Origin of the sequence: Streptomyces liliifuscus, assembly GCF_016598615.1 — a bacterium.
In the GTDB taxonomy this organism is placed as follows: domain Bacteria; phylum Actinomycetota; class Actinomycetes; order Streptomycetales; family Streptomycetaceae; genus Streptomyces; species Streptomyces liliifuscus.
This window is the reverse complement of sequence record NZ_CP066831.1, coordinates 10,798,402-10,821,118: the sequence shown is the minus strand read 5'-3', so window position 1 is coordinate 10,821,118 and position 22,717 is coordinate 10,798,402. Positions and strand designations below refer to the sequence as shown.

Annotated in this window: 23 protein-coding genes and 3 pseudogenes; 17 read left to right on the top strand and 9 right to left on the bottom strand. The window is 66.7% G+C overall.

From position 1 onward, the window contains the following. The first annotated feature begins 345 nt into the window (after positions 1 to 345). Positions 346 to 1,425, top strand: a pseudogene (locus JEQ17_RS51060) (IS630 family transposase). Positions 1,426 to 1,487: 62 nt separating this feature from the next. Here JEQ17_RS51060 and JEQ17_RS47135 read toward each other — a convergent pair. Beyond that, positions 1,488 to 1,895, bottom strand: coding sequence for a DUF6193 family natural product biosynthesis protein (locus JEQ17_RS47135; RefSeq protein ID WP_234048649.1), 408 nt, complete (start codon positions 1,893 to 1,895; stop codon positions 1,488 to 1,490). Positions 1,896 to 1,959: 64 nt separating this feature from the next. Here JEQ17_RS47135 and JEQ17_RS47130 point away from each other — a divergent pair. The 3 genes and pseudogenes from JEQ17_RS47130 to JEQ17_RS47120 all read left to right on the top strand — a co-directional run bounded on the left by JEQ17_RS47130 (position 1,960) and on the right by JEQ17_RS47120 (position 3,947). Then, positions 1,960 to 2,819, top strand: a pseudogene (locus tag JEQ17_RS47130) (IS5 family transposase). A 95-nt stretch (positions 2,820 to 2,914) separates the two neighbouring features. Further along, the gene (locus JEQ17_RS47125) at positions 2,915 to 3,265 is read left to right on the top strand and encodes a hypothetical protein (RefSeq protein WP_200401085.1); all 351 of its coding nucleotides are present in this window, start codon (positions 2,915 to 2,917) and stop codon (positions 3,263 to 3,265) included. A gap of 94 nt (positions 3,266 to 3,359) precedes the next feature. Further along, on the top strand, positions 3,360 to 3,947 hold the full coding sequence (locus tag JEQ17_RS47120) for a DUF6924 domain-containing protein (RefSeq protein ID WP_234048648.1): 588 nt from the start codon (positions 3,360 to 3,362) through the stop codon (positions 3,945 to 3,947). Positions 3,948 to 4,099: 152 nt separating this feature from the next. On the opposite strand, the gene JEQ17_RS47115 is transcribed toward JEQ17_RS47120, so the two are convergent. Continuing rightward, positions 4,100 to 5,638: a glycosyltransferase family 39 protein gene (locus tag JEQ17_RS47115; RefSeq protein WP_200401084.1), complete on the bottom strand. Its 1,539-nt coding sequence runs from the start codon at positions 5,636 to 5,638 to the stop codon at positions 4,100 to 4,102. A gap of 128 nt (positions 5,639 to 5,766) precedes the next feature. Here JEQ17_RS47115 and JEQ17_RS47110 point away from each other — a divergent pair, with 128 nt between their 5' ends. Both JEQ17_RS47110 and JEQ17_RS47105 read left to right on the top strand, forming a co-directional pair. After that, positions 5,767 to 6,447: a response regulator transcription factor gene (locus JEQ17_RS47110; protein WP_200401083.1), complete on the top strand. Its 681-nt coding sequence runs from the start codon at positions 5,767 to 5,769 to the stop codon at positions 6,445 to 6,447. A gap of 25 nt (positions 6,448 to 6,472) precedes the next feature. After that, positions 6,473 to 7,984 carry a sensor histidine kinase gene (locus tag JEQ17_RS47105; protein WP_200402088.1) on the top strand — a complete coding sequence of 504 codons (1,512 nt, stop codon included), beginning with the start codon at positions 6,473 to 6,475 and terminating at the stop codon, positions 7,982 to 7,984. 235 nt (positions 7,985 to 8,219) lie between these two features. On the opposite strand, the gene JEQ17_RS47100 is transcribed toward JEQ17_RS47105, so the two are convergent. Beyond that, complete coding sequence (locus tag JEQ17_RS47100; protein WP_200401082.1) at positions 8,220 to 8,519, bottom strand: GNAT family N-acetyltransferase; 300 nt, start codon at positions 8,517 to 8,519, stop codon at positions 8,220 to 8,222. Positions 8,520 to 8,623: 104 nt separating this feature from the next. Between JEQ17_RS47100 and JEQ17_RS50310 the strand changes: the two are divergent. After that, positions 8,624 to 8,861, top strand: a pseudogene (locus tag JEQ17_RS50310) (helix-turn-helix domain-containing protein); the annotation flags it as partial. Positions 8,862 to 8,883: 22 nt separating this feature from the next. Here JEQ17_RS50310 and JEQ17_RS47090 read toward each other — a convergent pair. Then, the gene (locus JEQ17_RS47090; protein ID WP_200401080.1) at positions 8,884 to 9,591 is read right to left on the bottom strand and encodes a TetR/AcrR family transcriptional regulator; all 708 of its coding nucleotides are present in this window, start codon (positions 9,589 to 9,591) and stop codon (positions 8,884 to 8,886) included. Between the two features lie 51 nt (positions 9,592 to 9,642). On the opposite strand from JEQ17_RS47090, the gene JEQ17_RS47085 reads away from it, so the two are divergent. From JEQ17_RS47085 to JEQ17_RS47075, 3 genes are all read left to right on the top strand, one after another. Continuing rightward, entirely contained in the window at positions 9,643 to 10,515 is an 873-nt protein-coding gene (locus JEQ17_RS47085; protein ID WP_234048647.1) for an SDR family NAD(P)-dependent oxidoreductase, read from the top strand. Positions 10,516 to 11,152: 637 nt separating this feature from the next. After that, on the top strand, positions 11,153 to 12,058 hold the full coding sequence (locus JEQ17_RS47080) for a hypothetical protein (protein ID WP_200401079.1): 906 nt from the start codon (positions 11,153 to 11,155) through the stop codon (positions 12,056 to 12,058). Between the two features lie 73 nt (positions 12,059 to 12,131). Then, a complete protein-coding gene (locus JEQ17_RS47075) occupies positions 12,132 to 12,614 on the top strand; it encodes a hypothetical protein (protein ID WP_200401078.1) in 483 nt (160 codons plus the stop codon). 219 nt (positions 12,615 to 12,833) lie between these two features. Here JEQ17_RS47075 and JEQ17_RS47070 read toward each other — a convergent pair whose 3' ends face one another. Further along, positions 12,834 to 13,382 carry a DapH/DapD/GlmU-related protein gene (locus JEQ17_RS47070; protein WP_200401077.1) on the bottom strand — a complete coding sequence of 183 codons (549 nt, stop codon included), beginning with the start codon at positions 13,380 to 13,382 and terminating at the stop codon, positions 12,834 to 12,836. A 176-nt stretch (positions 13,383 to 13,558) separates the two neighbouring features. On the opposite strand from JEQ17_RS47070, the gene JEQ17_RS47065 reads away from it, so the two are divergent. The 4 genes from JEQ17_RS47065 (at position 13,559) to JEQ17_RS47050 (ending at position 17,310) form a co-directional block, all read left to right on the top strand. Further along, positions 13,559 to 14,512 carry a LysR family transcriptional regulator gene (locus tag JEQ17_RS47065; RefSeq protein ID WP_200401076.1) on the top strand — a complete coding sequence of 318 codons (954 nt, stop codon included), beginning with the start codon at positions 13,559 to 13,561 and terminating at the stop codon, positions 14,510 to 14,512. Positions 14,513 to 14,785: 273 nt separating this feature from the next. After that, positions 14,786 to 15,430, top strand: coding sequence for a DNA alkylation repair protein (locus JEQ17_RS47060; protein ID WP_407700178.1), 645 nt, complete (start codon positions 14,786 to 14,788; stop codon positions 15,428 to 15,430). Positions 15,431 to 15,836: 406 nt separating this feature from the next. Continuing rightward, complete coding sequence (locus JEQ17_RS47055; protein WP_234048646.1) at positions 15,837 to 16,436, top strand: ALF repeat-containing protein; 600 nt, start codon at positions 15,837 to 15,839, stop codon at positions 16,434 to 16,436. A 220-nt stretch (positions 16,437 to 16,656) separates the two neighbouring features. Then, the gene (locus tag JEQ17_RS47050; protein ID WP_200402085.1) at positions 16,657 to 17,310 is read left to right on the top strand and encodes a class I SAM-dependent DNA methyltransferase; all 654 of its coding nucleotides are present in this window, start codon (positions 16,657 to 16,659) and stop codon (positions 17,308 to 17,310) included. Between the two features lie 213 nt (positions 17,311 to 17,523). On the opposite strand, the gene JEQ17_RS47045 is transcribed toward JEQ17_RS47050, so the two are convergent. The 4 genes from JEQ17_RS47045 to JEQ17_RS47030 form a co-directional block, all read right to left on the bottom strand. Continuing rightward, on the bottom strand, positions 17,524 to 17,895 hold the full coding sequence (locus JEQ17_RS47045; RefSeq protein WP_200401074.1) for a type II toxin-antitoxin system death-on-curing family toxin: 372 nt from the start codon (positions 17,893 to 17,895) through the stop codon (positions 17,524 to 17,526). Continuing rightward, complete coding sequence (locus JEQ17_RS47040; RefSeq protein WP_200401073.1) at positions 17,892 to 18,194, bottom strand: hypothetical protein; 303 nt, start codon at positions 18,192 to 18,194, stop codon at positions 17,892 to 17,894. The genes JEQ17_RS47045 and JEQ17_RS47040 overlap by 4 nt, the downstream gene beginning before the upstream one ends. A 284-nt stretch (positions 18,195 to 18,478) precedes the next feature. Continuing rightward, on the bottom strand, positions 18,479 to 19,117 hold the full coding sequence (locus JEQ17_RS47035; protein ID WP_200401072.1) for a M15 family metallopeptidase: 639 nt from the start codon (positions 19,115 to 19,117) through the stop codon (positions 18,479 to 18,481). A 252-nt stretch (positions 19,118 to 19,369) separates the two neighbouring features. Beyond that, positions 19,370 to 20,269 (bottom strand): LysR family transcriptional regulator, encoded by a 900-nt coding sequence (locus JEQ17_RS47030; protein ID WP_200401071.1) that lies wholly within the window; start codon positions 20,267 to 20,269, stop codon positions 19,370 to 19,372. A gap of 285 nt (positions 20,270 to 20,554) precedes the next feature. Between JEQ17_RS47030 and JEQ17_RS47025 the strand changes: the two genes are divergently transcribed. The 3 genes from JEQ17_RS47025 (at position 20,555) to JEQ17_RS47015 (ending at position 22,612) form a co-directional block, all read left to right on the top strand. Beyond that, positions 20,555 to 21,187 (top strand): NADPH-dependent F420 reductase, encoded by a 633-nt coding sequence (locus tag JEQ17_RS47025; RefSeq protein WP_200401070.1) that lies wholly within the window; start codon positions 20,555 to 20,557, stop codon positions 21,185 to 21,187. Between the two features lie 54 nt (positions 21,188 to 21,241). Beyond that, positions 21,242 to 22,177, top strand: coding sequence for an SDR family oxidoreductase (locus JEQ17_RS47020; protein WP_200401069.1), 936 nt, complete (start codon positions 21,242 to 21,244; stop codon positions 22,175 to 22,177). Positions 22,178 to 22,258: 81 nt separating this feature from the next. Continuing rightward, positions 22,259 to 22,612, top strand: coding sequence for an NAD(P)-binding domain-containing protein (locus JEQ17_RS47015; RefSeq protein WP_200402084.1), 354 nt, complete (start codon positions 22,259 to 22,261; stop codon positions 22,610 to 22,612). Positions 22,613 to 22,717: the final 105 nt, after the last annotated feature.

Genomic DNA, 22,717 nt, shown 5'->3' with positions numbered 1-22,717 from the left:
CGGCCAGCCACAGTATGGGTCCGACCGTCCGAGCCCCGCAATCACCCGGAACAGGCCCGTACCCAGAAGGACTTGAACCCGCCTCCACGGGGCGAAGTTCCCCAAGGCCGTCAAGAAGGGCCGTCCCTCGCGCACATGTTGCGCAGTACATACGCGGATCGTTGGGCGCGTTTCCACAGTCCTCACGAGCCGAAGGGCTAGGCGGAGGACAAGCACGCGATCGGGCCGCACCGCTACAGAGCTGGACGGCCCCGCCGGATACCTCACCTGAACTACTGAACTTGATTGGGTGATGTCGGCACCGTTCGCCTGACGGTGGCCGCTCAGCTCGGGTAGCTCTGGACCGTGAGATGCGCGCAAGGCGGCCGGTTGACCGACGCTGGGAGGGCCGAGCGGGAGCGGATCCGGCTTCAAGCGGTGGAAGGCTACAAGCGTGGGGAAAAGAACCGGGAGATCGCTGCCGCGTTGCGAGTCGGCGAGCGGTCGGTGGAACGGTGGCGCCTCCATTGGCGCGAGCGCGGGGAGGCTGGAGTCCTGTCGAAGGGGTCCCCGGGCGGCCGAGGCTCAGTGAAAAGCAGGTCGCCAAGCTGGAGCGGGAGTTGGAGCGCGGCCTCCTGGTTCACGGCTGGGTTGATCAGCGGTGGGCACTGGCCCGTGTGAAGACGCTGGTCGGCCGGCTGTTCCATGTGAGCTCCACAGTCGAGGGGACATGGCGGTTGCTGAAGCGGCACGGCTGGTCGTGGCAGCAACCGGCCCGCCATGCGATCGAGCGTGACGACGAGGCGGTGGATCTGTGGAAGAAGGAGGTCTGGCCGCGGGTAAGAGCATTGCGGCGGCCTGCGGCGGATGGATCGTTTTCGAGGACGAGGCCGGTCAGTCGCTGACGTCGCCGCGAGCCAGGGCTGGTGCCGCTGGGGCTGCACCCCGGTGGCCCGCGTGCCCGGCCGGGGCTCGGGCCGGGTGTCGATGGTGGGCATGGCCTGCTACAAGCCCGGCGAGCGGTCCCGGCCTTTCTACTCCGTCCGGGAGTACACCGGACGCAAGGACCAGCCCAAGGGCTTCGGTTGGCGCGACTTCCGTGACCTGCTGATCCGCGCCCGCATCCAGCTCGGCGGCCCGATCATCCTGGTCTGGGACAACGTCCGCCTCCACCTGACCAAGTCCTTACGGGCGTTCATCGAAGCGAACGCGGACTGGCTCAGGGGCTTCCAGCTGCCCGCCTACGCACCCGACCTGAACCCGCAAGAAGGCATCTGGTCGCTGGTCAAGCGCGACATCGGCAACCTCGCCGCCGCCGACCTCAGCCAGATCACCCGCGCCGTGAAGCGCAGGCTCAAGATGCTGCAGTACCGACCGGAGGTCATCAATGGCTGCCTCGCTGGTACCGGTCTGGTGCTAGGGTCCGTCTTCAAAGTCCGTTGCTGATCTTGATTGCGGCTGGCTTTCGCTCCCCCTCCGCGACTTCTATCGTGCCGACGAACATGCTCCTACCTGTTGTCGCGCGCCCTCTCATGAGCGGCCAGTTCCTCCGCGCTGCCGATGAAGGCCGGACCGCAGTGTGGCGGCAGTTGATCGATGACCATCGCTACGGCGGCCTGCGCGCTGTCTGTCTCGGCGATCCGCGGGCTGCTCCGGCTCGGCCCCTCGACGTAGTACCGGCCGTCTCCCAGAGTGCCGATGTAGGGGATGTCCCAGGTGGGGCGGATCTCCGTGCACCTGCTGAAGTGCAGCTCCCACATACCGGTCCACGGGTAGAGCTGACGCAGTTGGGGCTCGGCATGCGCCACCCGCACCATCTCGGTGAACGGTCCCAGGAGCGGCGCGCCCTCCGGCCGGGAGGACTCGCCGGCGGTGGCCAGGATCTTGTGCCAGGCAGCTTCGACGATGTCGGTCATACCGCGATTGTGCGGGTCCTGCGTCCCCAACTTCAAAGATCGCCTGCTGGCGGATCATGGCGGAGTGCGTCGACATGAACTCACCAATCAGGAGTGGGAGTTACTCGCTCCGCTCATACCCCAGGCCGTGACCGGCAGGCCGAGGATGGACGACCGGCAGGTCATCAACGGGATGGTCTACAAGATCCGCACGGGTATCACATGGCGTGACCTGCCCGAATGCTACGGGCCCTGGAAAACGGTCTGCACCCGTTTCCGTCGCTACGCGTTGGCAGGTGTGTTCACCCACGCCCTCCAGCAGATCCAGGCCCAGGCTGATGCGGCCGGTGGCATCGACTGGCTTGTCCAGATCGACTCCACCATCGTCCGCGCTCACCAGCATGCCGCCGCCACCGGCCGAAAAGGGGGACGTACCGGCACGACGAACCGGACGATCACGCCCTTGGTCGATCCCGAGGAGGCCTGACCACCAAGATCCACCTCGCCTGCGACAGCCGCGGCAGACCCCTGGCCCTCCTGATCACTCCGGGCCAACGCCACGACGGCATCTGTGCACAGCCGTTACTGGAACGCATCCGAGTTCCGCGCCTGGGCCTCGGCCGCCCGCGCTGCCGCCCCGACCACGTGATCGCAGACAAGGCCTACAGCTCCCGCGGATTCCGTGCATACCTGCGCAAGCGCGGGATCGGCCAAACCATCCCGGAGAAGTCCAACCAGCAACGACACCGACACAACTGCGGCCGCCATGGTGGCCGGCCACCCGGCTTCGACCGCTAGATCTACCGCCGACGCAACACCGTCGAGCGGTGCTTCAACACCCTCAAGCACTTCCGCGGCATCGCCACCAGGTATGACAAGACCGCCACCTCCTACGAAGCGGCGGTCAGCCTGGCGTCGTTCCTGCTCTGGGCAAGATCCGTTTGAAGACGGGCCCTAGAAGTGTGAACATGCTGGCTGCCCGATCGGCGACGGGGCTTGCACGTCCGAGTCCAAAGTCGCCGGTCAGTTACGGTGACGAGATGAACGAGAGCCTGCCTGCAGACGTAGCCGACATGCTTGCGGCAGTCCTGCACGGGGACACCCCGGTTCATATCGCGCTCCAAAGGCAGGTTCCGCACCTCAGCATGCGAGCACGCTGCACATGTGGGTGTGGCACCGCCTACTTCGAGCTCGACACCAGCAAGGTGGAACCTGCACCCACCGGCCCCGGCACGGTGGTGGCGGCCGAAGCGCAGCTCGTCACCGAAGCCGGCGAGTGCCCCGGTGAGGTCCTGGTCTTCACTCAGGGCGGCTACCTCTCGTGGATGGAAGTCTGTTCATGGAGCGACGACATCGACGTGACGCTGGCCGCCGCGCGTCACTGGTTGTAGACACGCTCTTGATCCCGAACGACCAGCGCCTAGCGGGCTCCGCGGCACCACCGACATCACGCATTCAAGTTCAGTAGCAAGAGGCCCTGCCCTTATGCTCCGGCTGCCGACGGATCATCCCAGAAGCAACCGTGCTCCACTGTTCAAGACGATCGACCGGGTAGGCGGAAGGCCTCTGAGGGCTGGGGAGGAAGACGTGCGCGTACTGCATGAGATTGCTGGGCGAGATGAGTTTGCCGCCTTGGTCATCAGGACCGACTACGGCGACAGTGCGTCGTGGCAGGCGTTGGTGAGGAAACTGACGCAGCCATGGGGTGAGAGAGGGCAGTTCCATGCGCAGGTTCACCTCATCGATGACCCGGTCTGGGCCGAGGCCACGCCCGATGAGGTCATCGCTGCCGTGAGACGGGACGAGAGCCTCAGCGTGGTCTTCATGGCCGACCGTGTGACCATGCAGTCCTCCGACCGTGCACTTCTAACCTGCGACGTCCGGGCCGAGGATGAGGACTTGGACCCGATGTACTACCAGGAGCTCATTGACACTCGGCCTCCTCGTGAGTTCCGTTCTGCTCCCGGCGCCGTACACGGCGTTCACGCGAATCTGTCGATCGCGAACATGGACTTTGAGGAGTTTGCCGAGATCGCGTCCGCCGACCCCGTGGGCGTGCTGAGACCCTTGTAGGGCGTCCAAGTGAGCGACGCTGTCACGTTCTTGGCTGTCGCCCTGGATGCCCATGCTCGCCCTGTCCGGCAAGGACCGGCTCTGTGAACCGCGTCGCCTGAGGTTCTGTCTGTTCTCCACGGCCGGCGACCACGTCGGCGGACCGTCAGCTGCTACGGCACCGCGAGTTCAGCCTCAGTGGCCGTTGTGCGGGGCTCGTAAATAATGACTCGTGCTCCGTTAATTTGTACGGTGCGGATCTTGGTGAAACATTCGGCCAGAACCCTCTCTTTCATCAGTCCTGTCCCGTTACTTTCGACCCGATGACCTTTGGGCTCAGTTACCACGAGAATTCGTGGACTGCTGCGCATGCGCACGCGAATCTCAGGGGAAGGAAGTTCGGTTCCGTAAAGGCCGTGCGAGGCAGCCGGAGTGAGCTCCTGGGAAATGTCGAACATTCCTCTGCTCAGCGAAGGGTAGGCCAGTGTCCAGGCGCGCCTCTTCACGGACAAGTAGAGAATTCCGGCGCCAGGAGTGTATTCCCTGGACAGGATTGTTGCCAGGTCGGTGACGTTGTCCGATCGACTTTCCGGTGTCCGCACCTTGAGGGACTCGGGTATGAGCAGTGCGATCGCCAAAGCGACAACAATCACTGCAGTCGCTCGCAGATTGCGCCCTAGTTCTGACACACGGTCCAGCACGGCCCCCAGGAGGAGCGCCAGGCCGACGAGGCTGTAGAGCACGTACCTCTCTACATAGAACGGCTTGTAAAGAGAAATCAGCACAAGAAGTACTGTGGGCAGCACGAACAGAGGAAGGGCGATCGCCCGTAGACTGAAAGGCGCTTCAGGAGAAGCTTTGCCGGCGCTCCCCGATGAAGCGAAATAAGACAGCACCATTGCGAAAGAAAATTGTATTGCGAAGCGCTGGTATTGACCACCGGTGACACCGTTGATCCATGCTACCTGCTCAGACTGCGCTATTCCCAGAGCCGCAATGGGCGCGAATCCCGCCACGACCAGGAGTGCGGTGCATGCCCACGGGCGCCGCACATGATTTGGCAGGGCAAAGGCATGTGCCACCAGGGCGAGGGCGGCGAACTGATGCAGTATGCACGCTGCCAGCATGAGAGCACCGTATGCGATCCACGGCGCCATCGGACTTCTACGCCCAGCAATTACCGGGGCTCGACAGCCGAGTACCGCACTCACAAGAAAATATGTCGCCCAGACCACGAGTGCGCAGACGAGCGAGTACGAGCGCCCCTCCTGTGAATACCTTTGAACAGCAGGGAGTAGGGCGAAGGAAAGGCCTGCCAGTATGCCGACTCGTGTCCCTGACAATCGGGCCCCGAGCGCCGTGACTCCCGCCGCCGCCAGCGCACCGGCAAGAACAGACGGAAGACGCAGCACCAGGAGGTCGGTCCCGAACAGGCCAAACAGCCCATGCATGAGAAGGTAATACGCTCCATGCACGGCGTCTATGTTGCCCAGCGTCTGCCACAGATCCGGCAGGCTACGGGAAGCCAATCCGAGAGTCGCAGCCTCGTCATGCCATACGGTTCCGTCTCTGCGAATTCCCCATAGACCGAGAAGGGTGGACAGCAGAACGGGCAAGAGCAATGGGGTGAGGAATTCTCGGCGTGAGAGCTCGGAAATTCCCTGAGGAGCGCTTTTCGTATCGTTGATAATTTCGAGCTGAGCAAGAGACATCGGCGACAGGGCCTTTCAGCAGCGGCGAAGAAGCTCCGCCAGCGTGCCGGGACCTCGTTGACCGGAGGCTGACCCAACCTGACCGGCCGATCAGGAAAGCGGGCCGGCGCTGTGCAAGGCTGCACCGCATGCGCATCCTGGTGGTCGAAGACGAGGTCGACCTTGCCCACACCCTGCACACCGGTCTGACCGCCGAGGGCTACAGCGTCGACCTGGCCCACGACGGTCGGCAGGGACTGTGGATGGCCCGGACCGGTGAATACGCCCTTGTCGTACTGGACTTGATGCTGCCCGGGCTCAACGGCTACAAGGTCTGCGCCCAGTTGCGCCGGGAGGGCAACGCGACGCCGATCCTGGTGCTCACCGCCAAGGACGGGGACTGGGACCAGGCGGAGGCCCTGGACACGGGGGCCGATGACTACCTGGCCAAACCCTTCTCCTACTTGGTGCTCGTCGCACGGCTGAGGGCCCTGGTCAGACGGGCCGCCACGGTCGCGCCGCCCGTCCTTGCCGTGGGCGACCTCTCGCTGGATGTCGCCGGCCGGGTCTGCCGCCGGGCCGGGGCCCGGGTGGAACTCACGCCCAGGGAGTTCGCCGTGCTGGAGCTGCTGGCCCGCCGGGCCGGCCAGGCGGTCTCCAAATCGGATCTGCTCTATCACGCGTGGCCCGACGAAGCCCTGGATCCCAACCTGGTGGAGGCGCGCGTCAGCGCCCTCCGCAAGAAGGTGGACGCCGCCTTCGACCGGCAGTCCCTGCAGACCGTACGGGGTACCGGCTACCGACTGGTGGACGACCGTGAACGCGACTGAGCCGCGACGCCGCTGGTGGCCGACCGTGAACGCGACCGGGCCGCGACGCCGCTGGTGGCCGGGCTCGGTACGGGCCCGCACGGCCCTGGCCGCCGCTTCGACCGCCGCCGTCATCCTGGTCGGCATCGGCTGGTGGGTACACCGCGACGTCTACCGCGAGAGCACGCAGATCGCCGAAGGGCAGGCGCAGGAACAGCTCTTGGCTCTCGTCGATCAGCTGGAGGAGGGTGTGGTTCCCGTTCGCCGAAGCCCCGTGCCGTACGAGGTCGTCGCGACCGGCCGCCGCGCCGCTGTCGCGTACGGCGGAGGCATGGAGGAGCTCGATCCCGGCACCCGCCATGTGCTGCCCGCCCCGCCGAAGGCCGAGTTGCCCGCGCCACCGGATGACGGGGCGGCCTGGGGCTATACGACCATTCCCATGCGCATACCGGCGCGCCACGACTCCGAGCCCTGGGACCGGTTCGGCAAGGACGGTGGGACCTACCCGGTCATGTACGACGATGTCAGGGCCGATGAACTGAGCAGCGCCAGAGCCGCGGCTCTGGGTGTCACCGCCGACGCCCAGCTGCGGGTCTATGTCGTGGTGCTCCCGCACGCAGGCGCGGATATCGCCGAGACAATCACCGAGGCCACAGACCGCCGACTGCTGCGGGCCGGGCTCGTCAGCCTCGTACTGATCGCCGCCGTCACCTACTTCGCCGTCCGCATCGCGCTGCGGCCGGTCGAAGCCATCCGCGTCCTCACCGCCTCGGTCACCGCGAGCGACCCCCGCGAACGGGTCACCATCCCCGCCGCGGGACACGAGATCACCGCTCTGGCCACCACCATCAACACGACCCTCCAACGCCTCGACAACGCCGCCGCCCAGCAACGCCGGTTCGTCGCGGACGCCGCCCACGAACTGCGCAGCCCCCTCACCACACTGCTGGCCAGCCTGGAAGTCGCGCTCGCCTACCCGGAACGCACCGACTGGCCCGCCGCGGCCACCACCGCCGCACGGCAGACCCGCCGCCTCCAGGCCCTCACCGAAGACCTGCTGCTTCTCGCCCGCCTCGACACCCGCACCCCCACAACCGGTCCTGACCCTGTCGACCTGGCAGCCCTCGCCTCCCAGCTGACCGAGCAATACCCCCTCGCCGAAAGGCCGTTGACCCTCACCTGCGACAGCACCGCCCCCGCACACGCACACGGAATCCCCGACGAATACGAGCGGCTGCTGCGCAACCTCATCGACAACGCCGCCCGCCACGCCGCACACCGCATCCAGATCACCATCCGGAACCAGGACGCCTGGGTCGTCCTCACGGTGCACGACGACGGACCGGGCGTGCCTGCCGAGGACGCCGAGCGCATCTTCGAACGCTTCGTCCGGCTCGACGACGCCCGCTCCCGCGACGACGGCGGCACCGGCCTGGGCCTCGCCATCGCCCGCGACCTGGCCCACCGCCACCAGGGCACCCTGACTCTCACCCCCCGGACCCTCGGAGCATGCTTCGAGCTACGCATCCCCCAAGCGCCCACCTCAGCCGAGAAATGACGCACCTCTCAACGTGAAACGCGTGGCACGACGAGCGCCCTGGAATATGTGCACGCCCCCGAGCGCCAGCGTGTGGGGGAACACCGCTGCTCCACGCGCAGACCTTGGTCGCATCTCAGGCATGCGAAGCATGGAAACCTCAACGGAAGCCGCAGTCACCTCAAGCTGGGGAGTTTGAAGGGTGCGGCCCAGCCAGAACGCCATTCAACCAGCCTCGGCGCCGTGGCCCTTGGCGTTACAGAGCAATCAGACCGGCTGTCGTCTCCTGGAAACCGCAGGCATCGAAGTAGAACGTACGCAGGTGCTCCTCGAAGTCGACATGGAGCCATTCGCACTTCGCAACACGCGCTTCGTGGGCCGCGGTTGCGACCAGCGCGGCTCCGATACCTCTCCCCCGATGATGCTGCGCGACCACTGTGTCCAGGATGAAGGCATGGACGCCACCGTCCCAGGCAACGTTCACGAAGCCGTCAGCGTGTAGTGCGTTGAGGGCGACGTTGCCGAAGTCGCCCCGCCACTCGTACTTGATCGTCACTTCTCGATCGTAGTGTCCGTGCCGAAGCCAGCAGCTGGATTTCGGGGCGAGGTGAATTCCCTTGCGGGGCAGCCCTAATCCGAATCCCGCGTCGCTGAGCATTTGGGCTTGACCCGAGCGCCTTCGGCACGTTGGCAATCACGACGTCGTGAGGGTGCCAACTCCCCGGGCCGGCGCCGACCGTGGAAGGTGTGGCCGGAGGACCGAGTGCTGCTGGTCGCCATGTACTGGCGGACGAACTTGACGATGCGGCACCTGGCCCCGCTGTTCGGGATGTCGAAGTCAGCCGCGGACCGGGTGATCGACGACTTCGGCCCAAGGCTCGCGGTGCATCCCCGCCAAGAACCGCAGGCCGGCGTTGCCACTACCGAGGTCCTCCGATGCCGCCCGTCGGGTTCGCGTCGACGGGGTCTGGGCTTCGCTGTGTCGTTTCGCCGACGTCGGCGACCATTCGGACGAGGGTGTCGATGAGTTCGTCGGCGGTGGTGCCCAACCCGCCCGTGTCCAAGTGGCCGCTGAGCTCCATGTCAGCGATGCCGTGGGCGCTGGTGAGCAGCAGGGCACCGTAGTGCCGTGCGTTCCGCTCCCCGACGAGGCCGGCGACGACGGCCAGGAACTCGTCCTGGAAGCGTCCGGCCGCACGCATTCGGTCCGCGGCCGGGTCGCCGGCGGGTCCGCACAACTGACGTCGTACGCGATCGAGTCCTTCACCAAGTTCTTCAGGACGGTGTCCGGGTCGCCTCAACAACATCTGGTACAGGTGCGGCTGATCCCGGCCGACGCCGAGGAGGGTGCGGACAGCGCCGCGCAGCTTGTCGGAGGCCGGCAGGGCCGGATCGGTCCGCAGGGCGTGCACCTGGTCGGCGATCCGTTCCCAGCTCTCGGTCGCCACGGCGGTCAGCAGGCTGTCCTTGCCCGTGAAATGCCGGTACGGCGCTCCCCGGCTCACGCCTGCCCGTGCGCCCACCTCGCGCAGGGTGACGGCTCCGGGGCCGCCGAGATCGAGGAGCTCGGCAGCCGCGTCGAGAAGAGCGCGGCGAGTGAGGGCGGCGGACTCCGCACGAGTGACCATGGACTCCATCCTACAGTTGACAGTGTCATCCGTACTGATAGCGTCACTAAGGTGACAACGTCATCTGAAACTCAGAAGCTGGTCGTCATTACCGGAGCCTCCACGGGCATGGGCGCGTCAGTCGCCCGCGAACTGGCTCGCCAGGGATTCCACGTCCTGGCCGGCGTGCGACGCGACCATGACGCCGACGCCATCCGATCGACCGGCATCGAGCCGGTCATCCTCGACATCACCCGGTCCGATCAGGTGGCGGCACTCGCCACGCGGGTCGCCGAGGACCCGCGCGCGCTGCACGCACTCGTCAACAACGCCGGCGTTCAGGTGAACGCCCCGGTCGAAGCCCTGCCTATGGATCAGTGGCGGCGGGTGTTCGAGGTCAACCTGTTCGGCCATGTCGCCGTCACTCAGGCGCTCCTGCCCGCGCTGCTGCGCGGCAAGGGCCGTGTGATCAACATCAGCTCGGTCGGCGGCAAGGTCGCCATGGCCACCTACGGCGCGTACGCCGGTGCGAAGTTCGCCCTGGAGGCGGTCAGCGACTCACTCCGCCGGGAGGTCGCGCCATTGGGCGTACAGGTGGTCGTGGTCGAGCCCGGCGGCGTTCGTACGGAGATGGCCGCCCGCGGGATCGCGACGGCGAACGACCTGGCCGCCCGAATGACGCCGGAGCATGACGAGCGCTACGGCCGCCTGGTCCAGGCGAACAACACGTTCATGGCCTTGGGCACCGCGTCGGGCCTCACCGCTGACGCCGCCACCCGGGTCATCGCGAAGACCGTGACCACCCGCAGGCCGCGCACCCGCTACACCGTCGGCAGGGATGCCGCCCTGGTCACCCGCTTGGTGCGGATGCTCTCCGACCGCACGCTCGACCGCATCCTTGCCGCCAACCTGCGCCGCCACTACCCGAAGGGCGCCGCGGCCTGACCCATCGCTGTCTCCACCCTGTGCGCGGGTTCGGCAACGCGGCGAACGGTCGGGAGCGCGACCGGTGTTGCCGCTCCGACCTGACGGAGGCGCAGTGGCAGGTCGTCCGACCGTTGCTGCCGACGCCTGCGTGGCTTCAGGGGCGGGACGGTTGGGCGGTCGGCCGGAGTGAACGGACGAACCACACCCATCTCGCCCGTCGACGACCGGAGTTCACGCCCAGCCCGCCCGAACCGAGCGATCACGTTCAGGAAGCGGATGGCTTCTGAGGCCGACACCTGACATCTGTCAGGACCGCTGCGGTCAGCCCCCTTCTAGCCTTGCGAGGCGCAGGCACACCCCCTGTCAGTCCAGCCGCAAGGAGCGCCATGTCGCTGTGCACCCGTACGGCCGCCACGCTGCGCGTGACCGCCTTGAGCTGGTACCAGCACGCCGACTACGGCGACGCCATCACCGATGTGTACGGGGGCTAGGGCCCTGCGACGAGTCCAGCTACGTACCGGACGCCAGCCCACACTCTCTCCTCCTCGTCGTCGTCCTCGTCCTCGCCGAGCGCGCTTCGCATCCCTTCGAGGGCGGCCGGTAGCGGCCGTGGCCCGTACAGCAGTCCCGTTCACACCCAACGCGAGAGGACGTCATGCGCAAGGCCGTGATCAGCCTGCTCCTTGTGTCGGCCGTCATCACCGGCTGTGGCAGTGCCCAGGACACTCCGCAGAGCGCGACGTCTCCGTCGGCCGGAGGAGCCCGGCAACTGACCGATGCCGAGCAGTTGCGGATCTCGGACGCACAGCAACAGTTGATCGGCACGTGCATGAGGCGACAGGGTTTCAGGTTCTGGGAGGCCGAGCGGCTCAGCCTGGAGGAAAGCCGCACGCTCGGCTATGTGTTGGACGATGTCGGCTGGGCCCACAAGCACGGATACGGCAGCCGCATCGACGCCAAGGACACGGCCGCGCGGGCTTCCAACCCCAACCTCGCCTACCGCAAGAGCCTGTCCGAGCAGCGGCGCCAGGCCTATGACGAGGCCCTGGACGAGGGGATCCACGCGCCGGTGATCGCCGTCGAGATCCCCGGCGGCGGCACCTTGCGCAAGCGGATCGGCGGCTGCGTGGCCGAAGCCGAGAAGAAGCTCTACGGGGATCCCCGGGCTTGGTTCCGTGCGGAGAAGGCCGCCGGACATCTCCGATCGCTCTACGTTCCCAAGGTGCTGGCCGACCAGCGCTTCTCGGCGGCGCAGAGCGCCTGGTCGCAGTGCATGAAACGGGCCGGGTACGACTACAAGGACCCGGGTGCGTCCCGCCAGTCAGTGGTCGCGCAGGCTCACCGGACGTCTGAGGCCAAAGCCTTCGAGGCCGAGCGGAAGCTCGCTGTGGCCGACGCCAACTGCGCACGGGACACCGACCTTCGCCCCATCGGTGAGGAGCGCGAACGCCACTACGTCGCCCAGTTGCGCGACCGCTACGGCGAAGCCCTCGACACGTACACCCGGTTGCAGCACCAGGCGCTCGGCCGCGCCAAGAAGATCGTCGGCCCACGGGCCTGACTGCCCATCATCTCCACGGCTCATCCGTGGAATCGCATGCCTCATCCCAGAGGCGGACACCAAGGAGTACGCCATGCGCGGACCAGGTACAGCCTTCATCGTCATCGCCCTGACCGCCCTCGGACTTGCGGCACCGACCACCTCTGCCGCGGCGGCAACACAGGAGTACCGCTGTCAGCAGGAATGGCCGGGCCGTGACGGCAACGTGAGGGCTTGGACGGACTACGGCTGCGACGGGAACCTCCTCGGCGTGACACCGGGAGACGATCGATTCTGGGGCGATGACAGCGGCGCGTTCCAGAGCATCGCCTACAAAGAGGCTTCCTCTGTGATGAACAGCGGGTTCATCGGGGGCAAGGACGTCGTCGCCTTCTACTACGACAAGGACTACCAGTACCAGAACGGCTACGTCTGCCTCGCTCCGGGAGAGTTGTGGGCCGACAACCTCACGGACAACTACTTCTACAACCGGCCGGGGCAGGTCGTGAACGACCGCATCGGATCGCACCGTTGGGTCACCGCCTCCGGATGTGCGGCGGGCAGCTGGCTCACCTGATCGGTTGGGGCACCGGACCCCGCGCGAGGTCGGCCTGGTCGAACGAGGTTCGTGAACGGGTGATCGCGCGGGGATCGGCGCAGGAGAGCAGGGCCTCTTGGCAGCTCGGGGATACGGACCAACCATCACGCTCCTGCGACCAACTGGCACTCCACCCGAGGAGATCACAGGCTCGTGGGACGCTCAGGAGGTCAGCATGGCTGCGGCTGACCTCCAGGTTCAGTCGTTCCACCGTTTGCGCTCGAACGCCGCCGGTCCGGTCACCAGGGTGTTGGGAGGAACGTCCTTCGTGACGACGGCTCCAGCGCCGACCACGGCGCCGCGTCCGATCGTGACACCGGGGAGAACCGTGACCGCCGCGCCGAGCCACGCGTTGGCTTCGATCGTGATGGGCGCCCGCGTGATGAACTCGCTTCGCTCGGACGCCGGGAGGGGATGGTCGGAGGAAATCAGGGTGGTCTTCGGGCCGATCAGGACGCCGTCGCCCAGACGGATGCCGCCCTGGTCCAAGAAGGTGCAGCCCTGATTGACGAAGACGTGCTCACCGAAGTCGATGCCCAGCCCGTGGTCGGTGTAGAAGGGTGGATAGACGGTGACGGAGCTGGGGACCGGCTTGCCGACGATCTCGGACAACAGAGCCGCGCGTGCTGCCTTGTTGTCGAAGGGCAGGACGTTGAGCCGTGACGTGAGCGTCGTCACGATCTCGACGCGCTCGGCTACCCGCGCGAACTCGGGAGTACGGACGTAGAGACGGTCTTGATCATGCATGAGGGTTCCTCACGATGGGGCGCTCGGATCGGAGCCGTTGAGTGGCACCCGCCGGACACAACGACTGATCAACCACAGGTTGATCGGAGCCATCAAAACGATCAGGGCACGCCGGAATCAAACAACGATCAGGACAGGCAGAATCAACGGTCGGTTGTCTTCCTAGGATGAGTCGCATGGACGTCACTGCCGTGCGCACCTTCGTCGCCGTTGTGGATGCGGGACAGTTCCAGGAGGCTGCCACCGATCTCTCGGTCACTCCGCAAGCGGTGTCCAAACGCATTGCCGCGCTGGAGAAGGAACTCAGCGTCCAGCTCTTCATCCGGGACGCACGCGGAGCGCGGCTCACCATCGACGGGCAGGCGTTCCTGCCCCACGCCCGCATGCTCCTCCAAGCAGTCGAGCGGGCCGTCGACTCCGTCCGGGCAGGACATCGGGCGTTGCGCGTCGACGTGATCGGGCGCCAGCTCTCCCTGGCCGGTCTGCTCCGTGGCTTCCACCGGGCCCACCCCGGGACCGAGCTGGAAGTCGTGACGCTCTTCGACTCCGACACGGCCATCGCCGCCGTCCGGGACGGAACCATCGACGCGACTTTCCGTGCCGTGACCATGCCCGGCCGACAGCTCCCGCGCGGTGTGGAAGCCACATCCGTCTTCGACGAACCGCTGCACCTGTTCACCGGACCGGGGCACGAGTTCGCACATGCCGCCGCGATCACTCCCGCCCAGCTCGCCGGCCACCGGATCTGGATGCCCGGGAACATGCCCCGCACCGAGTGGGCCGCCTACTACGACGAGCTCGCCGCCGCCTTCGGCATCATCATCGACTCGGTCGGCCCGGACTTCGGTATCGAGCCCCTGCTCGACACCATCGCCGATTCCACGACACTGGGCACCTTCGTCAGCGAACAGACCCCGCTGGTCTGGCCCGCCGGCCACGACCTGCGTCGCATCCCCATCAACGACCCGACCCCGCTCTACCCTCACTCACTGGTCTGGCGTACGGACAACCCTCACCCCTCCCTGGCCGCCCTGCGTCGCCATCTCACATCGGCCTGTCCCGGCCGCCCCGACAGCGGCATCTGGACACCGGGATGGAGCCACCACCCTGTGCAGCCTGCACGTGTCTGACCGCCACCCACAGGCTGGCTGGCTGGCAGACGCAGAGTGCGAACAAGGCTCGGCGTCGGCATCCACCGCTCGTCGCACAGTCGGCTCCTCATGCCGTCGGGGCACAGCGGCCGGAGACACCAGTGAAGACGCGGGACTTCGCATCAGTAGCTGCCACCGAACGGGCGTGTACGCCCGTAGGCCGGCTTCCGTCGTAGGCTGAATCTCGCTCGTGATGGACAGGAGGCTGCGGTGGCCGAGTCAGCGCTGACCGAGACGACGGTGGCCGAGGTGATGGCCGAGTTGGCCGCGCTCGAGGACCCAAAAGCACGCAAGGTGAACGAAAAGCACGGTGACGATCACGGTGTGAACCTCAGCAAGCTGCGTGCGCTCGCCAAACGGCTCAAGACGCAGCAGGAACTCTCGCGCCGCCTCTGGGATACGGGTGATACCGCGGCGAGACTGCTGGCGATCCTGATCTGCCGACCGAAGGCATTCGAGCGCGACGAGTTGGACGTCATGTTGCGCGAGGCGCGCACGCCCAAGGTGCACGACTGGCTCGTGAGCTACGTGGTCAAGAAGAACCCGCACTCCGAAGAGCTGCGTCTGACCTGGTTCGCCGATTCGGATCCAGTGGTCGCAAGTGCCGGCTGGGCACTGACCACCGAGCGTGTGGCGAAGAAGCCCGAGGTACTCGACCTTGCCGAACTGCTCGACGTCATCGAGGCGGAGATGAAGGACGCCCCGGAGCGCCTGCAGTGGGCGATGAACCACTGCCTGGCTCAGATCGGGATCGAGCACCCCGAACACCGCACCCGTGCGATCGACATCGGTGAGCGCCTGGAGGTGCTCAAGGACTACCCGACTTCCTCGGGCTGCACCTCTCCGTTCGCGCCCACCTGGATCACCGAGATGGTGCGCCGACAGCACGAGAAGTAGGAAGGTTCGCGTTCACGCTCCTGCCGCTGCTGCCTCCGAACACGGCACTCGATGCCGACCGGCCGATCGACGGCCTGGTCGTCGGCTCGCCTGGAGCCCATGGTGCGGGCCTCGGCCGCGTGCTGGGGTGAGCGCCCGCTCATGGAGTCCACCGGGACCGCTCCGCTGAGGTTCACGTCGGCGTCGGCCTGTGCCATCAAGGCGGTGAACACACGCGCCCACTCCGCGTCAGTCAATGGCACACCCTGACCAACGATCCACTGATTGAAACGAGGCTGCCTGGCGGCAGGCCGTCGGCAATGAAGAACCTGTGAAGACTGCGTGATCCGGGCAGAGACCTGGCCCGGCTCCCCTTGAAACGATGCACCCGCTGCACTCTCGACTACGACACAAGGTGGTTCACTCAGTGAGACTGACCCGCGCGACCCTCGCCGTGGCCGCCGGCGCACTCGCTCCGGCCCTGCTGCTCTCCACTCCGTCCTTAGCTGCTGCCACGACGCCGTCGACCGCCGCCGCAGTGGCGGTGGCGGACACGGGCTCCCCCTACGACGAGATGGACGCGGACGACCTGCGCATCGCGATCCTGCGCATCCTGGCCGACCCCGACAGCGGCAAGCGAGTGACCCGAGAGGCCAACGAACTCCTCGACGACGGCACCGTGGAGGAGATGCGGGCCTGGCTCGAGACCGGCTACCGCCTCGCTCAGGCCGAGGACGACTGTGTAGCCATCGCCAGGATCCTCGCCGACCCCGACAGCGGCAGGGCGGTCGTCCGTGAGGCCAACAAGGCCCTCGACGACGGCAGCCCCGAGGTCGTACGCGAATTCCTCGAGACCGGCCTCCGCCTCGCTCAGGCCGAGGACGACCGCGTCGCCATTGCGCGGATACTCGCCGATCCGAACATCAGCGACGCCCTGCGCGCGGCGGCCAACGCGGCCCTGGACGACAACACCCCAGAAGCGCTGCGCCACTTCCTTGAGGTCGGCCAGTACGAGGTCGACGGCTAGAGCCTCTCGTTCGGATCAGGCCGGGTGAGCGAGCAGGGCCTGGTGCGTCTAGCTGCGAGGCGGAGGAGGGAGTCAGCGCGGAGTGTTGGCTACTGACTACAACGCCGCAGAAATGCGTGCCAGGCCCCGGAGCCCTGCACGGTCGAAACGACAGGCCCTGGCCGTCGTCGCAAGTCATCACGTGTTGGCTGTTGGGTAGCCTGCCGTCGTGGGAATCGAACTGAACACTGACGGTTGGCTGGAAGAAACTCGGGCGTCCTACGACACTGTCGCCGCCAGCTACGCGGACCAGATGCGTAACCTGCTGGACGAAACGCCCTATGAGCGCGCGGTCCTGGCTCAGTTCGCCGACCTCGTGCGTACCAGTGGCGGGGGCCCGGTCGCGGACGTGGGGTGCGGGCCGGGGAGGATCACGGCCCACCTGAGTGAACTGGGCGTGGACGCGTTCGGGATCGACCTGTCGCCCGGGATGATCGAGGTGGCTCGGCGCGATCACCCCGGCCTACGGTTCGAACTCGGCTCGATGACCGACCTCGACCTTGCCGACGGCTCGATGGCGGGCCTGGTCGCTTGGTACTCGCTGATCCATGTCCCCGACGACGAGATCAGGTCGGTCTTCGCACACTTCAAGCGAGTGGTCCGGCCTGGTGGCCCGTTGCTGATCGGCTTCCACGTCGGTGAAGAGTCGCAGCTGAAGACGCAGGGTTACGGCGACCACCCGATGAAGATCTACGTCCATCGTCGACAGCACAGCCACATGGCTGCCTGGCTCAACGAAGCGGGCTTCACCGTCGAGGCGCACAGGACTCTCACCTCGGCCGAGAGCACACTCGGGGGAATCGTTCTCGCGCGCCGCCAGCCCGATACCCAGTAGGCCATGGACCGTTCAACGGCCCCGCGGCGGCTGGCAAGACGCTGCACTCCCCGCAGGAGAGGCTCCAGAGCCTGGCCGTTGTGCTCGCGCCAGGGATGCCAACCAGACAAACGGCGGAACCGGTCCCTCGGTGATGCGGGCTGTTCTGAGCGAAGGCTTGAGAGCTTGAGGGCCTTCAACACCGGAACGGGATCGGTTCGCCCGGAAGACCCGTCAGTCCGTGGTCCAGGCGCGCAGTTGGGCCGCAAGCTCCTGCACACGTGCACCCTTGTGCCGGGCGCGCATGACGAGTGCCAGGGCCTCTTCCGGCTCGTAGTGCATGTAGTGCCCGTTGGTGTTGAGGAATACCTCGGCGACCATCCACGCGAAGAACGGGTTCTTGTCGTCCAGCGGCTCATGGAGGGCGACCGACTCAAGCATCGCTGCGGCCTTGAGCCAGTCGCTGGAGTAGACGTCGCGGCCCATGTAGTGGGCCTGGACGCGGGCGCAGACGCCATCGAGGACGCCGAGGTCGAGACAGGCGGGATCTCCGGGGAGCGTCTGGGCAATCTGGAGAAGTTCTTGCGGAGTGAGGTAGCGCGTCACGCGGCGTGGCCGTGCTGCTCGATCTCGTGCAGATCGCGGCTGCTCATCGGCGCCGGGTCGGGCCAGGCCGTGCTGTCGTCCCCGGCGGCTCGCGTGTCCTGCGTGCCGAAGACCTCCGCGAGGTTCCGCACACGGGTGCCTGCGTCACCGAGGGCCTTGATGAACGGGTCGTCGGCGGCCGCGAGCGCGGCGTCACGGACGAAGACCTGCGGGGTCTTGCCCACGAGCTGAGCGGCCCGTACAACGCGCGCATACTGCTCCGGGTCGAACCCGGCCACCAGGGCACCATTCTCGTCCATGTGAGCGACGGTACCAGCGTGTCCGGGCGAGAGCCCACGGTTCCTGGCTGCGGCCTCCGGAAGCCTCTGGGCCGATTTCCCGGAGCAGCATGAGACGGCCGAGCGGCAAGGCCGGCGCCGCGACCGTCGGGCCGCGCTTCTGGGGGTCCGGTCGGGAGCCGGTACGGATGGCCCGGCGGATGCCCGCGTGCCAGGCACCGGAGCCATTGTCCGGCGGCCAGCGCTGCCCTTTACGGCCTCCGCCGCCTCCACCTACGCCGGCATCTGGCCTCGCTCACCGCCGGTCACTGCTGCATTCTCGGGTCCTGGGTCGGGTCGGCATACATGCGCGGGCACCCGCCATCGATCGCATCGGGGCGCAGTTCGTAGTGCCAGGGTTCGTTCCTGTAGATCTGGCACAGCCCGTATTCGGCACCATTCTTGGCCAGCCACACCGTCGTATCGGAGTGCCCGATGTCGACCGCGTCTCCCGACACGTGAGGAGACGTTGTCGCGGTTGCCACCCATCGCGCGGCTTCGTCCTCAGATCCGTACTTGGAGATCGCCTCGCGGAGAAGGTGATTCTGGTATTCCGGGGAACGCCAACCGCTGTTGACGTAGAACTCGACTCCGTCGTCTGCGGCGTCCGTCGCAGCCCGGCGGAGTGCCTTGAGTAGATCTGGATCGAGTTTGGCCACGGCCGGAATCTCGTCATCGAAGACCGTCGCACCGTCAGGGACGGCGCCGTCTGTCTCGCCGAGCGCACCACGATGGTCGATACGAAGAGTGTTCGAGGGTAATACGGCCGATGAGGAGGATGAGGACTGCGACAGTTGGTGGCCGAGGGCTGCGGTGATCGCTGCTACGACGACTACCAGAACGACGACAGGGAGCCGACGAATCCGGCGAGTCGTTGATCGTGCCGATGGTGGAGTTCGATTCATTCTGCCAGTCAAGGCAGCGTGGTGTTACCGGCACGTATGTGGTTTTCGAAACGCCAACGATATGCGTCAGCTCGTAGCATCAATATCATCCGTGTGTTGATTGTCGAGGACGGTCACCCCGAGCCGCACTCCGGAAAGCACAAGACCGCCGGCATGAACGTGAAAGTCGCGGCCACCGGCTGACGCATCATTCACACCGACTGCCGTCGACCCCTCAAGACTTTCCAGGAGACCGTCTCGACCGTCATCGCCCTACAGTTCTACGCGACCGCCTGAATGAGCCTCGTAGTTCCCACATTCTGCCGTGATCTCGGCCGTCGCCTGCGCCGCGGTGACGAAGTCGTCTGCCAGGGGCGAGGTGCGCGATGCCGCCATCGCGAGGCACACCTGGTCGGGCGCGAGTTCCGGGATGGGTACGTAGCTGATGTCCGGGCGTGAGTAGAACACTGTCTCCGAACGCCCCACGAACGAGATGCCCCGGCCGGCCGCGACGTGTTCGAGCTTCTCCTCCACTCCGCGCACCCGGAGCCCGGAGTCGGGGTGCGGGCGCCTGGTGGGGTGCGTGCTCGGGTCGGCATGCCAGACCAGCGGCTCACCGGCCAGGTCGGCCTCGGTGACTTCCTCCTTGCCGGCCAACCGGTGACCTGCGGGCAGCACCACCATGAGCGGCTCGGTGTACAGCGGGGTCACGCGCAGGCCGGTCTCGTCGATGGGCAGCCGCACAAAGCCGACGTCGATACGGCCGTCGAGCAGCATCGGGGCCTGGTCGCCCCATTCGATCCGCTGCACGTCCACGACCACGTCCGGATGTCGGGCCTCGAACGCCCGGGCCGCCGGGATGACCGGGATGCCGGTCCGGAAGCCGACCGCCAGCCGCCGGCTGCCGCGGGCGGCCACGGTGACCCGGCGGCGGACCGCGTGCGCGGAGGCGAGCAGCGGACCGGCGTCGGCCAGCAGTTGTCGGCCCGCGTCGGTCAGAGCCACACCGTGGCGATCCCTGGTGAACAGCGAGGCGCCGAGATCCTGCTCGAGCGCGCGGATCTGTCGGCTGAGCACCGGCTGCGCGATATGTAGCTCATCGGCGGCGCGGCCGAAGTGCAACCGGTCGGCCACGGCGACGAAGTAGCGCAGTTTGCGCAGGTCCAGATCCATGGAACCTCCCGGTTCGGTGATGCCTTCAGGGTATCACCGCGACTAAAAGAGGTCTTGGACACCCGCTCAGGTCAATGGCAGCCTGAATAGGTACCCAATGAGGGCCGAAGCGAATTCGGCACAAGAATTCGACATCGGAAGTTGATAGCAGGGCCCAGGCCCAGAATGAGCACATTCGGAATTTAGCGCCGCCCATCGCGTCATTCAATGGAGTCGACGACACAACCGTCAACAACGACGGGGTGGGCATGGCGTCCTATCCAGCTCCAGAAAGCAGTAACACCAATGAGCAGTATCAGCATTATCGGCCTGGGGAACATGGCCGGTGCCCTGGCCGACCGGGCACTCGCCGGCGGCAACGCCGTCGAGATCATCGGCCGCGACCCGGCCAAGGCCAAGGAATTGGCTGCCGCGCTCGGCGGCGCCACTGTCGGGACGGTCGGCGCCGCCCCGGCCGGGGACATCGTTGTCCTCGCCGTGCCGTACTCCGGCGCGGCGGCGGTGCTGAGCAAGTACGGGGACGCGTTGCAGGGCAAGGTCATCATCGACATCACCAACCCCGTCTCCCCCGATTTCCAGGGCTTTGTCACCCCCGACGGCAGTTCCGGCGCGCAGGAGATAGCCAAGGCCGCCCCCGCCGCCGCGCATGTCGTCAAGGCGTTCAACACCCTGTTCTCCCATGTTCTGGCGGCCGGCCCGGCCGAGGGTCGCCAACTGGACGTGTTCATCGCCGGCGACGACGCGCAGGCAAAGACACGCGTATCGGCGTTCATCGAGAGCCTGGGACTGCGCCCGCTGGACACCGGGCAGCTGGCAATGGCACGGACGCTGGAGAACGTTGCCCTGTTGCAGCTGGGCCTCGTCGCCCACTCCCTAAAGCACACCAACTTCTCCATCGGCGTCAGCATTCTCGGCTGAGCGCGCACCCGCACCACCACTTCTCGCGCCAATTCATTTACAGGGAGCACTAGCGTGCGCGTTTTCGTCACTGGCGGGACCGGCCATTCCGGTTCGTACATCATCTCCGAGCTCATCGCCGCCGGACACGAGGTCACCGGCCTGGCCCGGTCGGACACTGCTGCGGCGGCGGTGTCCGCGCTCGGCGCGAAGGTGCGTCGCGGCGACCTGGAGGATCTCGACGGGCTCAAGGAGGCGGCCGCGGACTCCGACGGCGTCATCCACGTCGCGCACAGGCAGGACCTGCTTCCTTCCGGCGGGATCGACGCCGTGGCCGCCGCGGAGCTCCCGATCATGCTCGCGTACGGCGAGGCACTGGCGGGAACCGGAAAGCCGCTGGTCGCGGCGGGGAGCATAGGCTCGCCAGGAAACTTGGGCCGACCGGCCACTGAGGAGGATCCGGCCCTCCCCGGCGGCGATGAGCACAAGGGCACCTTGCGCGTTCGTAACGTCGTGGAAACCGCCGTAATCGGCCTCGCCGAGCGGGGAGTTCGGTCTTCGGTCGTGCGGATCGCCAATATCGCGCACAGCACGACCGATCGTGCCGGCTTCCTCGTGCAGCTGATCGCGCTCGCGAAGGAGAAGGGCTTCGTCGGCTACCCCGGAGACGGCGCGAATCAGTGGAACGCCGTGCACGCCCGCGATGTCGCCTCCTTGTTCCGCTTGGCGCTGGAGAAGGGGCCGGCCGGCAAATACTGGCACGCGGTTGGGGACGGGGCCATCCCGCTCCGCGAGATCGCCGAGGCGATTGGCAGGCGTCTGGGCCTGCCCGCAGTGAGCGTTCCCGCGGACGTACTGATGGTGCCGGGATACTTCGGGTTCCTCGCGAACATAGTCACGCAGAGCTACCCGGCCTCCAGCCTCATCACCCGCCGGACCCTCGGCTGGGAACCCGCCCAGCCCGGCCTGCTCGACGATTTGAACAACGGCCATTATTTCGCCGCCAGTTGACGGCAGGGACCCGAATCGCGACAGGTCCTGCAAATGACAAGGGTTCGGCTCTTCTGGAGGGACTCCCAGAATATGACGACTGTGGGATTCATCGGAAGCGGATACATCGGCAGTGCCCTCGCGCGGCTCGCCATCGAGGCCGGGCACCGGGTCGTGCTCAGCAACTCGCGCGGTCCGGAAACGCTCGCGGACACGGTCGCGGACCTGGGGCCGCGGGCGTCCGCGGCAACGAGCGGGGAGGCTGCGGCGGCCGGTGACATCGTCGTGGTCACGGTGCCGGTCAAGGCGACGGTGACCGAATTCATCGAATCCATCGGGTACGGCGTAGTGGACGCGGGACCACTGGCCGACAGCTGGCGACAGGCGACGGGCACGCCGGTGTGGGGGACCCCATACGGGCCCTACTCGAACGAGAAGGGCCGACCGGTCGACTAGGACACCATCCGCGCGGCACTGGCCACCGCAACGCGGTAACCGCAAGTCGGCGCGGGCCGCGGTATGGCCCGGCCGTGTCACGGCCCCGTCCGGTACGCGCTGGAC

Coding starts and splice junctions, on each gene's coding strand:
- JEQ17_RS47135 (WP_234048649.1), bottom strand. CDS start 1,895: ATGACCGACATCGTCGAAGCTGCCTGGCACAAGATCCTGGCCACCGCC.
- JEQ17_RS47125 (WP_200401085.1), top strand. CDS start 2,915: ATGAACGAGAGCCTGCCTGCAGACGTAGCCGACATGCTTGCGGCAGTC.
- JEQ17_RS47120 (WP_234048648.1), top strand. CDS start 3,360: ATGCTCCGGCTGCCGACGGATCATCCCAGAAGCAACCGTGCTCCACTG.
- JEQ17_RS47115 (WP_200401084.1), bottom strand. CDS start 5,638: ATGTCTCTTGCTCAGCTCGAAATTATCAACGATACGAAAAGCGCTCCT.
- JEQ17_RS47110 (WP_200401083.1), top strand. CDS start 5,767: ATGCGCATCCTGGTGGTCGAAGACGAGGTCGACCTTGCCCACACCCTG.
- JEQ17_RS47090 (WP_200401080.1), bottom strand. CDS start 9,591: ATGGTCACTCGTGCGGAGTCCGCCGCCCTCACTCGCCGCGCTCTTCTC.
- JEQ17_RS47080 (WP_200401079.1), top strand. CDS start 11,153: ATGCGCAAGGCCGTGATCAGCCTGCTCCTTGTGTCGGCCGTCATCACC.
- JEQ17_RS47075 (WP_200401078.1), top strand. CDS start 12,132: ATGCGCGGACCAGGTACAGCCTTCATCGTCATCGCCCTGACCGCCCTC.
- JEQ17_RS47070 (WP_200401077.1), bottom strand. CDS start 13,382: ATGCATGATCAAGACCGTCTCTACGTCCGTACTCCCGAGTTCGCGCGG.
- JEQ17_RS47065 (WP_200401076.1), top strand. CDS start 13,559: ATGGACGTCACTGCCGTGCGCACCTTCGTCGCCGTTGTGGATGCGGGA.
- JEQ17_RS47060 (WP_407700178.1), top strand. CDS start 14,786: ATGGCCGAGTTGGCCGCGCTCGAGGACCCAAAAGCACGCAAGGTGAAC.
- JEQ17_RS47040 (WP_200401073.1), bottom strand. CDS start 18,194: ATGGACGAGAATGGTGCCCTGGTGGCCGGGTTCGACCCGGAGCAGTAT.
- JEQ17_RS47035 (WP_200401072.1), bottom strand. CDS start 19,117: ATGAATCGAACTCCACCATCGGCACGATCAACGACTCGCCGGATTCGT.
- JEQ17_RS47030 (WP_200401071.1), bottom strand. CDS start 20,269: ATGGATCTGGACCTGCGCAAACTGCGCTACTTCGTCGCCGTGGCCGAC.
- JEQ17_RS47025 (WP_200401070.1), top strand. CDS start 20,555: ATGAGCAGTATCAGCATTATCGGCCTGGGGAACATGGCCGGTGCCCTG.